12 protein-coding genes and 1 tRNA gene are annotated in these 14,212 nt (G+C 39.7%); all 13 read right to left on the bottom strand.

The window, feature by feature from the left end; genetic code table 11:
• Positions 1 to 104 precede the first annotated feature (104 nt).
• Positions 105 to 1,439, bottom strand: coding sequence for an aminopeptidase C (pepC, locus tag ACIY19_RS10185; RefSeq protein ID WP_409003334.1), 1,335 nt, complete (start codon positions 1,437 to 1,439; stop codon positions 105 to 107).
• A gap of 110 nt (positions 1,440 to 1,549) precedes the next feature.
• Positions 1,550 to 2,272, bottom strand: a complete 723-nt coding sequence (locus ACIY19_RS10180; RefSeq protein ID WP_409003333.1) for a pseudouridine synthase — start codon at positions 2,270 to 2,272, stop codon at positions 1,550 to 1,552.
• A gap of 73 nt (positions 2,273 to 2,345) precedes the next feature.
• Positions 2,346 to 2,576, bottom strand: a complete 231-nt coding sequence (locus ACIY19_RS10175; RefSeq protein ID WP_409003332.1) for a GlsB/YeaQ/YmgE family stress response membrane protein — start codon at positions 2,574 to 2,576, stop codon at positions 2,346 to 2,348.
• Between the two features lie 9 nt (positions 2,577 to 2,585).
• Positions 2,586 to 3,827, bottom strand: coding sequence for an aminopeptidase (locus ACIY19_RS10170; protein WP_261040157.1), 1,242 nt, complete (start codon positions 3,825 to 3,827; stop codon positions 2,586 to 2,588).
• 21 nt (positions 3,828 to 3,848) lie between these two features.
• Positions 3,849 to 4,001 carry a hypothetical protein gene (locus tag ACIY19_RS10165; protein WP_000776626.1) on the bottom strand — a complete coding sequence of 51 codons (153 nt, stop codon included), beginning with the start codon at positions 3,999 to 4,001 and terminating at the stop codon, positions 3,849 to 3,851.
• 20 nt (positions 4,002 to 4,021) lie between these two features.
• Entirely contained in the window at positions 4,022 to 4,300 is a 279-nt protein-coding gene (locus tag ACIY19_RS10160; RefSeq protein ID WP_261025629.1) for a type II toxin-antitoxin system YafQ family toxin, read from the bottom strand.
• Positions 4,293 to 4,556, bottom strand: coding sequence for a type II toxin-antitoxin system RelB/DinJ family antitoxin (locus tag ACIY19_RS10155; RefSeq protein ID WP_153192760.1), 264 nt, complete (start codon positions 4,554 to 4,556; stop codon positions 4,293 to 4,295). The genes ACIY19_RS10160 and ACIY19_RS10155 overlap by 8 nt, the downstream gene beginning before the upstream one ends.
• An 89-nt stretch (positions 4,557 to 4,645) precedes the next feature.
• Complete coding sequence (locus ACIY19_RS10150; RefSeq protein ID WP_153192758.1) at positions 4,646 to 6,577, bottom strand: DUF262 domain-containing protein; 1,932 nt, start codon at positions 6,575 to 6,577, stop codon at positions 4,646 to 4,648.
• Positions 6,571 to 7,893, bottom strand: coding sequence for a DUF262 domain-containing protein (locus tag ACIY19_RS10145; protein ID WP_084949896.1), 1,323 nt, complete (start codon positions 7,891 to 7,893; stop codon positions 6,571 to 6,573). The genes ACIY19_RS10150 and ACIY19_RS10145 overlap by 7 nt, the downstream gene beginning before the upstream one ends.
• Positions 7,894 to 7,900: 7 nt before the next feature.
• A complete protein-coding gene (locus ACIY19_RS10140) occupies positions 7,901 to 8,851 on the bottom strand; it encodes a YafY family protein (RefSeq protein ID WP_084367323.1) in 951 nt (316 codons plus the stop codon).
• 107 nt (positions 8,852 to 8,958) lie between these two features.
• A complete protein-coding gene (locus tag ACIY19_RS10135; protein WP_261018703.1) occupies positions 8,959 to 9,483 on the bottom strand; it encodes a DnaA ATPase domain-containing protein in 525 nt (174 codons plus the stop codon).
• Positions 9,484 to 9,570: 87 nt separating this feature from the next.
• A complete protein-coding gene (locus ACIY19_RS10130; RefSeq protein WP_409003331.1) occupies positions 9,571 to 13,962 on the bottom strand; it encodes a PolC-type DNA polymerase III in 4,392 nt (1,463 codons plus the stop codon).
• Positions 13,963 to 14,137: 175 nt separating this feature from the next.
• Positions 14,138 to 14,211 (bottom strand) — tRNA-Pro (locus ACIY19_RS10125).
• Position 14,212 lies beyond the last annotated feature (1 nt).

Genomic DNA, 14,212 nt, shown 5'->3' with positions numbered 1-14,212 from the left:
TATCATCATAACTCAATTTCATAATAAAACACCCCAAAAGTTAGATTTTTTCTGTCTAACTTTTGGGGTGCAGTACAATTTCCCTAACCTCTTTTCTTTATGCTTTATTCTGCCAAGGCTCCCATTGGATCCCATGGTGCAAGTACGATTGGTTCTGCTTCATAAGCAGCTTGTTCTTCTGCTGTCAGCAATTCCTTACGGACAACGATTTGATAGGTGTATTCATCCATCCAAGCGTCTGAGGCGACGAAGTAACCATCTGTACCGACCTTGTCTCCCCATGAGTTTTCAACCTTCCACTTAGTTGACTTGCCATTTTCATCCAAATCAACACCTGTCAAGACCATAGCGTGGGTCATCAAGCTTTCGCTGTAGTCCAAACGTCCAGCCTTGTCTTGAGTCAGTTGAATATCCATACTTGATTCAAAGTCATAAACATCTGTCGCAAGGATCCCGGCTTTGCGGTTGCTGAGCTGGCCGACATCTGAACCAAACCAAACAGTTTCTCCTGTCTGCATTTGGGCAATCGCCAATTCTTTCAAGCGCTCCATAGGAACGTTGATGTAGCGAACTGCACGGCTACCAACCACATTTCCCAACATCTCAACTGTGTAAGATTTGCCGTAAGGCTTGTCAGCAGTTGGAGCATTGATAACAGAAACGTAGTCTTCTAGAGGAAGATTGACATATTTCTTGTAAAACTCTTGTGGCGTGATACCCTTTTCGCTTTGGTAGTTATCATCCTTATCGCGATAAGCAAAGTCAAATTTACGCGGTGGAAGACCTAGTGACATAGCAAGGAAGTTAAAGATCTCTTGCAAGAGGTCTTCTTTCTTAGCTTGAACAGTCGCTTGGTCAGCACCAGAAGCGAGCAAGTCACGCAAGATTTGGGCATCTTGGCGAAGCAATTTGTTAAGAATTGCATTGAGCTCACGGCTATTACTAGATGAAACAGACTCAGGGTAAACTGACTTAGGAACGACACCATATTTTTCAAAGAGGGCCACGACCATATCCCACTGTCCACCGTCTTGTTGTGGAGTTTGGAGTAGGAAGCTAACCTTACGGCTCGTCAATTCTTGATCTGCAGTCGCAATGACTTGCTCCAAGAACCAGTTGGATTTCTCGTACTTGTCCCAGAAGAAAGTGTGGGCTTGTGACAATTCAAAGTTTTCCAATTTATATTGAGAAATGAGTTTGTGACGGAAGGTGTTGAGAGCTGCAAACATCCAGCAACGACCAGACGCTTTCTGGTTAGTAACCTTGTCCTTGGTCAAATCCAATGAGAAAACAGGTGCATTGTCTACATGACTTTGGCGACGTTCTAGAGCTGCAAAAATTCCATTGTGGCTGGCAGCATTTTCGATCGCTTGGTATTTGACATTTGCTTCATAGTTAGCAAATAGTTTATCTGTAAATGATTCTTGAATCGCGTTCATAGATTCCTCCTTTTATTCTACTGTCTATTATAACTCTTTTCATAAAGGAAGCAACTGAAAAATGAAAAAGACAGGGACATTCTCCCCCACCTTTTCTAACATAATCCAAACTAAGCAATACTAGCAAGGAGATTCTCTAACTCCTCCTTGGTCAGGCGACGCCACTCACCCCTTTTCAGGTTCTCGTCTAAAATCAGTGTTCCCATCGTCAAACGTTGCAAGTCCACGACTTCCTTACCACAGTAGGCTACCATGCGTTTAACCTGATGAAACTTCCCTTCTGCTATGGTCACCCGAACCAAACTTTGATTCTTTTCTGCATCAATAGACACAATTTCCAGCTTAGCTGGCTGGCAAGTAAAATCCTTAAGCGGAATGCCCTTGGAAAATGTTTCCACATCTTCTTGGCTCATAATCCCCTTGACTTGAGCCAAGTAAGTTTTATCCACATGACGTTTGGGTGAAAGAAGGGCATGAGCCAGCTGACCATCATTGGTCAAAAGCAAAAGGCCATGGGTATCAATATCCAAGCGCCCCACTGGAAAGACTTCCTTGCTTCGAGCCAAATCATCCAGCAAGTCTAGAACCGTTCTATGCTTGTTATCCTCAGTCGCCGAAATGACTCCTTGGGGCTTGTTCATCATGTAGTAAACAAACTCCTCGTACTCTAGCACTTGACCGTCAAAACGAATTTGGTCTCTTTCTTCGTCAATCTGAAGTTTAGCTGATTTTTCTTTCTTGCCATTGACCGTCACGCGTCCAGCCTTGAGCAAGTTTTTGACCTCTGTCCGACTTCCCACAGCGCAGGCAACTAAAAATTTATCTAATCTCATAGAACTATTATATCATACTCAAAAGGAGGCTGGCCCAAGTGACCAACCTCCTTTTTTCTAATTTTTCAAGAAACTAACTTCCTCGTCTCCAGAAAATCGCTAAGACAATCATGGCTCCTAGAACTGATGGGATAATGGCTGTACCGTTTAGGTTTGGCCCCCATGAACCAAATAGTAATTGTCCTATAAAGGCACCAATCCATCCGAGAAACATTTTTCCAAAACATCCCATGCGTTCTCCACGATTGGTCAGAGTACCTGCTAAAAATCCCACTAGGAGACCAACGAACATGCTTCCTAACATATTATCTCCTTAATTTGCCCAATCTCCGTTACGGAAGAGTGGTACACGTGTCCCATCCTCACGGATACCATCGATATCCATTTGGTTAGAACCAATCATAAAGTCTACGTGAACATCTGAACGGTTAAGCCCCGCAGCTTCAAGCTCCTCTTCGCTCATCTCCGCTCCACCAACAACGCTAGTTGCATAGGCTGCACCGATAGCCAAGTGATTTGACGCATTTTCATCGAAAAGGGTGTTAAAGAAGGTAATACCTGACTGAGAAATTGGGCTTGGATCTGGTACCAAGGCACATTCACCTAAGGCACGCGCACCCGCATTTTCAAAGACAAGGTCTTTCATGACTTGATCGCCCTTCTCAGCAGTGATGTCAACGATTTGTCCATCCTTAAAGGTTACCTTAATACCTTCGATGATATTTCCATTATAGCTAAGCGGTTTTGTAGAAGTGACATAACCATCTGCGCGACGGAAGTCAGGCGCTGTGAAGACTTCCTCTGTCGGCATATTTGGCAAGAATCCTTCGCCCTGTGCATTGATAACCCCAGCTGATTCCCAAACGTGGTTCTTCGGCAAACCAAGTGTTAAATCTGTCCCTGGCGCTGTGTAGTGAAGGGCTGAAAATTGTTCTTTATTAAGCATATCTGCCTTACTCTTAAGGATAGCTGCATGCTCTTCCCAAGCCTTAACAGGATCTTCTTCATAGACACGGCAAGTTTTGAAAATTTGGTCCCAAAGGAGATCGACTGCTTCTTCGTCGCTCGCAGCATTTGGAAAGACTTTCTTAGCCCACTCAAGTCCAGCAGCAGCTGCTACAGTCCAGCTAACCTTGTTGGATTGCGTTGCGATGCGCATTGGCTTCATAGCAAGTCCCATAGCTTTAGCAGAAGCTGAAAGCTTATCAGCATCCACTCCGTTCAAGGCACCTGGATCAGATGAACGAACCCCAAGACGGCTAGCTTTGTTCTCCAAGAGATAGTTCATCTCAGCAATCTTGTATTCTGGTACATTGTCCAGACGCTCCATCGGCGCATGGAGGAATTTCTCACGGTTAATGACATCATCTGTCCACTGAACGATGACCTCATGCGCACCCAAGGCATAAGCTTCTTTGACAATTAAGTGAGCCAACTCACGTTGCTCCACATCGATAGAGAGAGCCAAAGTGTGACCAGGTTGCACATTAATTCCGTTCGCAACCAATAATTTCGCATATTTTTCTAGATTTTCTTTAAAATTTGGTAAAACCATGTTGTTTTCTCTTTTCTATTTTTATTTTTCTTTCAAAGCAGAGAATAATCCTGCTAAAGCAATAGCACCTGACAAGAGTGCTGTTGATAGAAGGATTGTCTGGTCAGCAAGTTCTAATTGATATTCAAATACCTTCTCAGCCGGCTTATCTTCCGCAAAAATTCTTAGTTTCATGAGAACCACCTTAAAATTTATTAAAACAAATCACTATGACTGCCTGTCCTCAGCAAATTTAAAATCAATTCTTCCTTGTCTACTTTATAAACCAAAAGCCAATCTGGCTGGATATGGCATTCACGAACTCCTTGAAAATGCTTGGATGCCGTCAATTGATGATCACGATATCTAGCAGGAAGTTCTTTTTCTTGAACAAGAAAATTTAAAACTTCTTCTAATAATTCTACCTTCAAACCACGCTTCATAGCCAACTTAAAATCTTTTTTAAACTGTTTATGATAACGAATCTTAAGCACGCAAATCCTCCATCAAGTCAGAGATTGATTCAAAGGATTGGCTCATATTACGATTTTGGTCTAAATCCGTTAATACCTCAAGCAAGTTCCGACTCTCGTCTAGTCTAACATCGAAAGGTAAACCCTGATATTGAATAGCTTGACGAAGGAAAATATTGATAGCTGTTGTCATATCCATTCCCAGGTTATTAAACACCTGTTGGGCCTGCTCCTTAACCTCACTATCCAAACGGATACTCATGCTCGTCTTTGACATACTCTCACCCTCTTTCTATAGACTATTTTAACAAAAAAGAAGGCTAATGTAAATCTATTGGATATACATTAGCCTCTTTGGATAGATGATTATCGTTGCTCTGATGACTTGCTTTCTATAAAATCATTTACCCTAGTCAAGATCTCTTTTTCCAGTTCTGTTATTTGTTCCGGACCCCAACCAGAATCTTTTTTAGAAGTTATCTCTGCCATTATCTGTAATTTTAAACTTTGACGATAAAATATATCTTGCCATTGATTATATTTTGCACTTGGAACTAAATTTCCAAACTTCGAATTCTGACTATCTGTAATGATACAAAGATTCCCGAAGGAGTGCAAAAATTTATCATCAATCTTTTCAACTATTTCATCACTATTTGGATGTTGTGGAAACCAGTGCTCTATGGAACGACGATATGTAAACTTAAAATCTTCAAATTCAACGCTCGAATACTTTCCTTTTAAATCCGAACAATTTTTCCATAAAACATAATCTATAAAATTGAAATCATAAACACGAATGGCACCATATCTTTTGATATTTCTATCCTTGTCAAACAAACTTTCTTTAGCATATCTCACTGCCATTTTCTCAAGAAAATCCTTAAACAAGCCAGCAAATTCTGCTTGATTTAACTCTTCAATATGGTTAAACAAGAATTGCAAGATCTCATATAACCAACGACTGTCACGATTGGCAGTAAAGGTCACAGCAAACATGGATTGGAGCATTAAAATATCATCATTAAACTTTTCAAAAGAATTTTTATCAAAATAATATTGAACAAATAAATCTCCTCCTGTTTTGTTATTATAATCATTCCGATAAACTTTCTGCAGAAACCAATCATTTTCTTGTCTTCTATTATTAGTCTCTTGAGACATTCGTACGATCAAATTATCAAATATAAATTTTAATTTCAATAAATTCCTAATAAATAATGTAACATCCTCTAAGTTTGTATTAACATTAATTACATTTTCAAATGTTTCTAATAATTTCTTGTCATCTAGCTGTATATCAGAAGGGGATACATTTCCAAATGTTATATAATAGACGAAATATAAAAATGTTTCAAAGTTTATAATCGTTCTGTATTTTTCCACTTCATTCGTATCTGATATTACTTTAACTATTGTAGATTCTTTATTTTCTATACTAGAGAATAAAGATTTCTTATTAGTTGATTGAACTTCTATTTGACTTAAGGACTTATCGATATTTAAAAGAAAGCTATTCTGATAATTATTTCTTTTAATCCAATTCAAAGGAAATATTTTTTCTCTCTCTGCATCATGATGCTTGTTCTTTGCTTTTTTTGTAAATGCATTGATTACCGGCTTATCAAACTCTGCGCAGGCATCCCAGATTCTTGCAAACTTTTGCGCCATTTCTTGATCTTCACCAAATTTAGACATCATTTGTGCCTTAAGAATCTCATGAGCCTCTAGTTGTTCTCCTCGAGAGTTGAAACGTTCGAAATATAAATTCAAATCTAAATCATTGGGAAGAATACTACGAAAAATAATGACATTATCAAATAGATAATTAAAGAAAGATTCAGATTCAAATTGCCGCTCCTCTAGCATTTTTTTCAATGCGTCATAAGCATGTCTATAACCTCTAGTCAGCTCATTTTCATCGTCCTCAGAAATTTTTTGCTTGGTAAATAGCTTTTGAATGTTCTCATTTGACTTCTTCCTAGCTGGGAAAGTAAGATTGACAGATTTCAATCTATCAAAACAAAACTCATGCTTCAAAGCTAAGGCAATCAAATTAAGGGCTGTTGTTCGCTGTTGCCCATCTATAATTTTGAAAATGTCATTCTCTTTATTAACGACTAATGTTCCAATATAGTAGTAATTGTCTCTATTTTCTTGAAAAGCATCTGCTACGTCATTCAATAACTGCTCAATCTCATCATAAGTCCAGGCAAAATTTCTCTGATAAAGAGGAATAGCATAGATATCTTCATTTAACAAACGATTAACTGATAAGCTTATATGTGTTTCTACCATTTACCTTTTTCCTCTTCTATAATCTTGTCCACAGTATAATTTTCAAATAGCTCTCTATCTATCTTGATCATGAAATCATTCGGAGTGACAGCATGAGCTAAAAGTTGAAATAGTTTTTGAACCTCTTTTTGTCTAAACCTTCCACCAGCAGCATAGTTTCCAAAAGTTGCATCATATATTGCTTTAGACTTAACTCGAGGGTAATAAGACCAAATAAACAAGGTCTCTACTATATCCTTTGATAGCTCATCTTTTCCAAATCTCTCTGCAAAAAGCGAGCAAATATTTAAGAATATATTGTGACACTTGAGGTAGCGTCCTTTTGAGCTATTGTAAATGTTTAACATACCTTTTGGGTAAGCAAGATTTTTTTCTTCCCCTTCAGGCTCATCAGAAAATCCTAACTTTGCATTTAAAAAATCTTTATGATCTTTAATAGTTTTATGAGCAGATTCAATATATTCAAAAAATGTACTTCCATCAATGATTGGCATAGTAATTGAAAGAGGGAATTTTTCAATATGACGATACAATTCTAGATATGGAAAGTTCTGATTCAAATCAACGCCTTTAAAATCGTCAATAAAATCCTCTGTAAAACGCAGATAAGATCCATAACGTTTGTTTGTTAATCCTGTCTCTCCGCGCGACCAACGTCTCATACGGAAAAGATGTTTATCAAACAACTCTTTGAGACTTAACTCTTTATCCTCTACAAATTGCTCCCACTTTTCGACAATCTTTTCATCTTCTGAATCATACTTGCGAAGATGGTAGGCTTTGAGCAAATCATGAGGTTCTAAAGATTTTCCACGATTATTCTGAGAATCAAATAACTGAAAGGCTTCAGATAATCGTTCCTGTGGCATAGTAATCACGGAGACAGAACAATTTTCCAATAAAAAATTGCAAATATCTTTTGCCTGATTTTCACCAACCAATTGAGTCAAATTTTCCCACTCATTATAATTTTCACTCGCATGATAGCAAGATAGCTCTCCAAATTCAGCACTCAGCAGTTGATTAGCACCCTTATAATTCTCTAAATCATCTAATAAATGAAGAAACAAGGAAATAGAAATTAGCCGTTGCTGTCCATCGACAATATCTAAGTATTTTTCCTTTTCATGCAAGATTTCATGCAAGATAACGGAACCAATCTGATATTCCTTTTTTCCCATAGCATCTCGTAAATCATAAAAAAGATTACGGATATGTTTTCTGTTCCATTTATATGGTCTTTGATAAGAAGGAATCCGCAAATTCTCTTCTTTCAATAGTTCTCCAACCTTTTTAGAAGTAAATTGAATAGTCATTTTATCCTCATCTATATTTATCTATCATTTCTTTAACTGTTTGCTTCATATCCTCTACTAAAATCCGAGGAGACAAAACAGTAACTGCTTCCCCTTGCCCCAGCAACCAGCGTTTAAGCCCCGGTGTGTGCTGACTCTCAAACTTAAAATGAGTCCAGTAGCCATTTTTCCCAACTATTTTTGCATTTGGAAATTGATCCGTCACAATCGTCGGATCGTACAAATACTCGATTTCAATACTGATTTTCTTCCCGATAAAAGCATCTACTCTCTCGTTACGAATGTCGCCATCTCTAAATTTATCTCGATAAGAAATAGAGGGTTTCTCTATATCACTAAGAGACCATGACTGGATACGGTCTACTCTTAAAGTAATATAAGTAGCATGTTTCAACTGGTAGACAACTAGATAGAAATAATGACTATCATAATAAAGAGAGACTGGCAAAACAGTCTGCCTCTTAGAAGACTCAGAATAAGGTTTTTGATAGATAATGTCTAGAACCTGTTCATACAAAATAGCTTCTGATAAATTCCAAATTTTCTCTATTCTATTTTGTTGATCCGTTAAGGGAGCATAGTTCAGCTTTTCACTTCCAATAATCTGCTCGATTTCTTTCCGATCATCACGGGGAACTAAGACCAGTAAATTATGTAGTAAGCTAGCAATTTCTGGTCTATTCAGTGCTCGATTTTCCAATAAAATCTTTGAAATAACGAGAATATCCTTTTTATTAAAAACTGACTTACTTGCTAAACAATACTTATTCGTTTTACGGTTATAAAGTAAATCTCCACTATAACTGGTGTGACTAGATAAAATATCACGGAGTCGCGAAAAATCTCTCTGTATCGTCTTTTCACTAACCTCAAATTCCTGAGCCAGTTGCTTTTTTCCTAACGGAGTCCCAAACTGTAAACGTAAAAAAATCGTTAGCAGTCTCTCTTGATCATTCATTTCCAGTCCTTCTACATATTATTCAAACAATACTATTTCTAGTACATTATTATCACTTCTATAGTCTAACTAGCACTTTATATTCAAAACGATTAAAGCAAAATAAACTAGCCCTTAGATGATTCCAACTGTACCACTATGCCAGATTCGAAGAACTCAACTACGGATTCAGGCATATTTTTTAAGTCTTCGGGTAAGCAGTCTGAATATACAATGAAGAGTTTGTTTCTTTTCTTACTCTCTTTGAATCGCTGCATCCAGTATTCCTGTACCCTTTGATCAGCCTCTCCCAAAAATTGAACTCCATCCAGAAAAATCAAATCATACTCTGTATACCCCATTTGCAGTTTCATCCATTGACTATGTTTAGAAAAAATCAAATTATCTCTCACTCGATAATATGCAAGTGATGCTATTGGAGTAACAGGTTTTATTTTAGTTAACGTATAATAAAACAAATGCCATCTATCAGTCTCTGAAATACCGCAAATGTAAATACATTGAGAATCTTCTTTTAAGTCTATTTGTGGGAATCCGGTCCAATCATTCCCATCATCTTTCAAGCCTTTTTCAAAATTATAAATTTCCTCTTCAATTGACACATTAGAATTTAAAATTTCTTGATTCACCATATTATACTCTCTTTTCTATTATTTTTAAGAGAATTATAACAAATCAAGTGTACATATTTTGTCCACTTGATCAAAATAAGCAATTTTTTAAAACAAATCATCAAACAAACTCAACTGGTTATCCTCTGGCATATTGCCGAGAATGCCCATTTCATCCATCTTTTCAACCAAGGTTGAGGAAAGTCCGCCACGCTTGCGTAATTCTGTTTTAGAAAGAAATTCTCCCTCTTCACGCGCTCGTACCAACTGCTTGGCAACGTTCTCTCCCAGACCATCCATTGCTACAAATGGCGGAATGAGGGTATCTCCGTCAATGATGAATTCAGTCGCATCACTACGGTAGAGGTCTAACTTCCCAAACCTGAAGCCACGCTCCCACATCTCATTGACAATCTCAAGAGTTGTATAGAGATCGATTTCCACATTAGAGGCCTCGTTGTTTTTCCGTTTTTCAGCGATTTCTTCCATTCTGCGTTTGATGGCATCCAAGCCCGCACCCATGGTCTTGATATCAAAAGCCTTAGCACGGATGGAGAAGTAAGCACAGTAGTAATAAATGGGATGGTGAACCTTGAAGTAAGCTACACGCAAGGCCATCATAACGTAGGCTGCCGCATGAGCCTTAGGGAACATGTACTTAATTTTCCCACAGGATTCGATATACCACTCTGGCACCTTATTAGCCTTCATGGCTTCGATGTAGCCATTGCGTTCCTCTTCGGAAATCTTGAGCCACAAACCCTTACGTACCCGTTCCATAATGGTAAAGGCCATCTTAGGTTCGAGACCAGCATGCATGAGGTAGACCATGATGTCGTCCCGACAACCGATAACGGTTGATAGGTCTGCTATTCCTTGCTTGATTAAATCCTGAGCATTTCCCAACCAGACATCCGTACCATGGGATAGACCTGAGAGCTGAAGCAACTCTGCAAAAGTCGTCGGATGAGTCTCGTCTACCATTCCACGTACGAAATTTGTTCCAAACTCTGGAATCCCCAACATGCCCGTAGGCGTTCCGATTTGTTCAGGAGTCACACCTAGCACATCAGTCCCAGAAAAGAGGGCCATCACGCCTTCGTCATCCATAGGAATTTCATTGGGGTCAATACCAGACAAGTCCTGAAGTTTCCGAATCATGGTCGGATCATCATGTCCCAGTACATCGAGTTTGAGGACGTTCTCATCGATATCGTGGAAGTTAAAGTGAGTGGTCTGCCATTCAGCCGTCACGTCATCTGCTGGATACTGGACAGGCGTAAAGTCGTAAACATCCATGTAGTTAGGAATAACAACGATCCCCCCCGGGTGTTGTCCTGTCGTTCGTTTGACACCAGCAGCTCCCTGGGCTAGACGTTCCACCTCTGCATCACGATAAAACTTCCCATAGTCTCTCTCATAGCCCTTTACAAATCCATAGGCAGTCTTAGCAGCTACCGTACCAACCGTTCCTGCACGGAAGGCATATTCCTCACCAAAAATATCACGCACATCCAAATGGGCGCTAGGCTGGTCTTCTCCCGAGAAGTTCAAGTCAATATCGGGAACCTTGTCCCCATCAAAACCAAGGAAGGTCTCGAAAGGAATATCCTGTCCATTTTTGCTGAGTTTGTGACCACACTTTGGACAATCCTTATTGGGCATATCAAACCCTGAACCGTAAGAACCATCCGTGATAAACTCACTATACTGACACTGACCACAGACATAGTGAGGAGAGAGAGGGTTAACCTCCGTAATCCCAATCATAGTCGCAACAAAACTGGAACCGACAGATCCACGAGAACCCACCAAGTAGCCCCGTTCGTTGGAACGTTGCACCAGCATCTGCGATGCCAGATAAATCACGGCAAATCCATTCCCCAGAATGGAAGTTAATTCTTTTTCAATCCGCAAATCAACGATATCTGGCAGCGGATTGCCATAAATCTCAAAAGCTTTCTTATAGGTCAGCTCGGCGACAGTTTCTTCCGCCTTGTCGATGAAAGGCGTGTACAAGTCACCCTTAACAACCTCAACAGGTTCAAAGATATCTGCCAAGGCATTGGTGTTTTCAATGACTAATTTGCGTGCTAAATCTTCTCCCAAGAAAGCAAATTCATCCAACATTTCATTGGTCGTTCTAAAATGAGCCTTCGGTAGCGGTGCTGGTTGGGCATGTTCACCGTGACCAATGGTCCGGTTAATCATAGCCCCCTGACCCAAACTACGGACAATAATTTCACGGTAAATCTCTTCTTCCGGTTCAATATAGTGGACATTTCCCGTAGCTAGAACAGGCTTGTCAAGACGGTCCCCAACCTCTATCAAACTCTTGATAATAGTCTGGAGTTCCTCCATATCCTTGACCTGCTCCTTGGCAATCAAGGGAGCATAGATAGCTGGTGGCATGACCTCGATAAAGTCATAATACTTGGCCACTTCAACCGCCGCGTCCACACCTTGGGAAACGACTGCGTCAAAAACTTCACCTTCCGAGCAAGCCGACCCCAAAATCAAGCCCTCCCGATGGGCGTCTAGAACCGTTCTCGGTATCCGTGGCACCCCTTCAAAATACTTGGTGTTAGACAAAGAAACCAGCTTAAAAATATTTTTTAAACCAACTTGATTCTTGACATAAATGGTCGCATGTTTAATCCGAGCTTTTTTATAAGAATCTGGACTGATTAGATCAATATTGAGTCTAGCCAGATCGGTCACACCATGTTTTTCTGCTACTTCTTTGATAAAGATGAAAAGTAGACGACCAGTAGCTTCCGCATCGTAATTAGCCATGTGGTGGTGTTCAAGTGCTACACCAAAACGCTTAGTCAAAGGTCCCAAACCATGGCGTTTATACTCAGGATAGAGATTTCTAGCAAACTCCAGCGTATCGATAACTGGCTGGCTAATCTTAGGCAAACCATGACGCTCATAGTTGGCATTCATAAAGCCAACGTCAAAGGTAGCATTGTGAGCAACTAAAACTGTATCCTTGCAAAACTCTTGGAATTCTTGTAAAACTTGTTCCAGTGGTTTGGCATTTTTAACATGATCATCTGTAATACCTGTTAACTCAGTAGTAAAGGCTGACAAGGGATGCCCGGGATTGATAAATTCATCAAATTCGGCAATAACATTTCCCTTATACATCTTAGAAGCCGCAACCTGAATCAGGTCATTATAGATAGCTGAAAGTCCCGTCGTTTCAACGTCAAAGACCACGTAGGTCGCTTCTGACAAGTCCATCTCCACTTCGTTATAAACGATTGGAACACGGTCCTCCACAATATTGGCTTCCATTCCATAGATCAGCTGGATTCCAGCTTTCTTGGCCGCCTTATAGCCGTGTGGGAAAGATTGAACATTTCCATGGTCCGTGATGGCAACCGCCTTGTGTCCCCACTTAGCAGCTGTCTCAACGATCTCCTCTACCTCTGGTAGAGCATCCATAGTCGACATATTTGTATGAGCATGAAACTCAACCCGACGCTCACCTTCTGGCATCAAATCCTTCCGCTCATAGTGAACAACTTCCTGCACATCCTGCACGTTCATGGTCAAATCACGTGTGAAGTTATTCATCTCCACATTCCCACGAACTCGGAGCCAAGAATTCTTCTTAATGATGTCAAACTTCTGAGCTTCTTCTTCATTCTTAACCCATTTTTGCATTGAAAAACTTGAAGTGTAGTCTGTCATTTTAAAGTTGATCAAAACGCGACCAGTTCTGGTCACCTTATGCTCCACATCAAAAACGACCCCTTCAAAGACCAGGCGATTTTCCTCAGTCGTCACGTCGATCATCTGGGTGACTTCAGCCTTATCTAGTTTAGGCTTGGCCGCAGCCTTTTTAGCGTGAAAATCAAAGGCTGGCTTCTCTTCTACTGGAGGAGGAGCCATTTGTTCCAGTTGCTCCATAGCCCGGAGCGCTTCCTCATTGGCAGCTTGAACAATCTGTTCATTCTCCGTATGGAAGGCTTTCTCCTGCTCTTGTGTAAGAGCATCATTCTTTTCTATTTGGCATACAAAAGCTGGAAAACCAAACTTTTCGAGTTGCTTTGCCAAATTAGGAAGATGATTCTTCTTAAAGTGCTCCTTATCAATCGCCTCTGAACCTTCAATAATGAGTTGATTTCCCTCCGCACGAACGTTTAAATTCTGGTAAAGAGATTTAAACCCCTGACTTGCACATGGACCTTCAGAAAAAGCCTCTCTATAGTAGGCCTGCAAGAGTTCATTAGAGAATTCTTGAGAAAGAGCCTTGATTTCGAAAACAGCTCGGTTTCCTGTCTTAGAAAATTCTTCACCAAGCCCTTTCTTTAACTCTAAAAAGATTTCAATCGGTAAAATATTAGAAAATACAAAATGAAATTCCCAAATCTTACTAATTTTATGAACCACAACACGCTCAATTCTGGCATCAACAAGAGCAGGATTCTGTCTCAATTGTTCAGAGATTCCTAGTTGATTCATTAAAATTTCAAACTTACTTGACATTCATTTTCCTCACATTATTCTCTTACTATTTTACCATAATTAAAGAAAATATATGACTAGTACCATTCCTTAAGCACTGCCAGTTTATACAAATTTGTTCCGTAAACAAAAAAGAAGACTCTCAGAATCTCCTTAGTAAATAAAAAAAGATACCCTTAAGTATCCTCGTAATCAATCGGGAAGACAGGATTCGAACCTGCGACACCTTGGTCCCAAACCAAGTACTCTACCAAGCTGAGCTACTTCCCGC

Origin of the sequence: Streptococcus sp. ST14, assembly GCF_046098195.1 — a bacterium.
Taxonomy (GTDB): Bacteria; Bacillota; Bacilli; order Lactobacillales; family Streptococcaceae; genus Streptococcus.
This window is presented reverse-complemented; position numbering and strand designations above follow the sequence as displayed.

Bases quoted from the DNA above. Each gene is read 5' to 3' on its own strand.
- pepC (WP_409003334.1), bottom strand. From the start codon at position 1,439: ATGAACGCGATTCAAGAATCATTTACAGATAAACTATTTGCTAACTAT.
- ACIY19_RS10165 (WP_000776626.1), bottom strand. From the start codon at position 4,001: ATGAAACTAAGAATTTTTGCGGAAGATAAGCCGGCTGAGAAGGTATTT.
- ACIY19_RS10170 (WP_261040157.1), bottom strand. From the start codon at position 3,827: ATGGTTTTACCAAATTTTAAAGAAAATCTAGAAAAATATGCGAAATTA.
- ACIY19_RS10155 (WP_153192760.1), bottom strand. From the start codon at position 4,556: ATGTCAAAGACGAGCATGAGTATCCGTTTGGATAGTGAGGTTAAGGAG.
- ACIY19_RS10180 (WP_409003333.1), bottom strand. From the start codon at position 2,272: ATGAGATTAGATAAATTTTTAGTTGCCTGCGCTGTGGGAAGTCGGACA.
- ACIY19_RS10140 (WP_084367323.1), bottom strand. From the start codon at position 8,851: ATGAATGATCAAGAGAGACTGCTAACGATTTTTTTACGTTTACAGTTT.
- ACIY19_RS10150 (WP_153192758.1), bottom strand. From the start codon at position 6,577: ATGGTAGAAACACATATAAGCTTATCAGTTAATCGTTTGTTAAATGAA.
- ACIY19_RS10175 (WP_409003332.1), bottom strand. From the start codon at position 2,576: ATGTTAGGAAGCATGTTCGTTGGTCTCCTAGTGGGATTTTTAGCAGGT.
- ACIY19_RS10145 (WP_084949896.1), bottom strand. From the start codon at position 7,893: ATGACTATTCAATTTACTTCTAAAAAGGTTGGAGAACTATTGAAAGAA.
- ACIY19_RS10130 (WP_409003331.1), bottom strand. From the start codon at position 13,962: ATGTCAAGTAAGTTTGAAATTTTAATGAATCAACTAGGAATCTCTGAA.
- ACIY19_RS10135 (WP_261018703.1), bottom strand. From the start codon at position 9,483: ATGGTGAATCAAGAAATTTTAAATTCTAATGTGTCAATTGAAGAGGAA.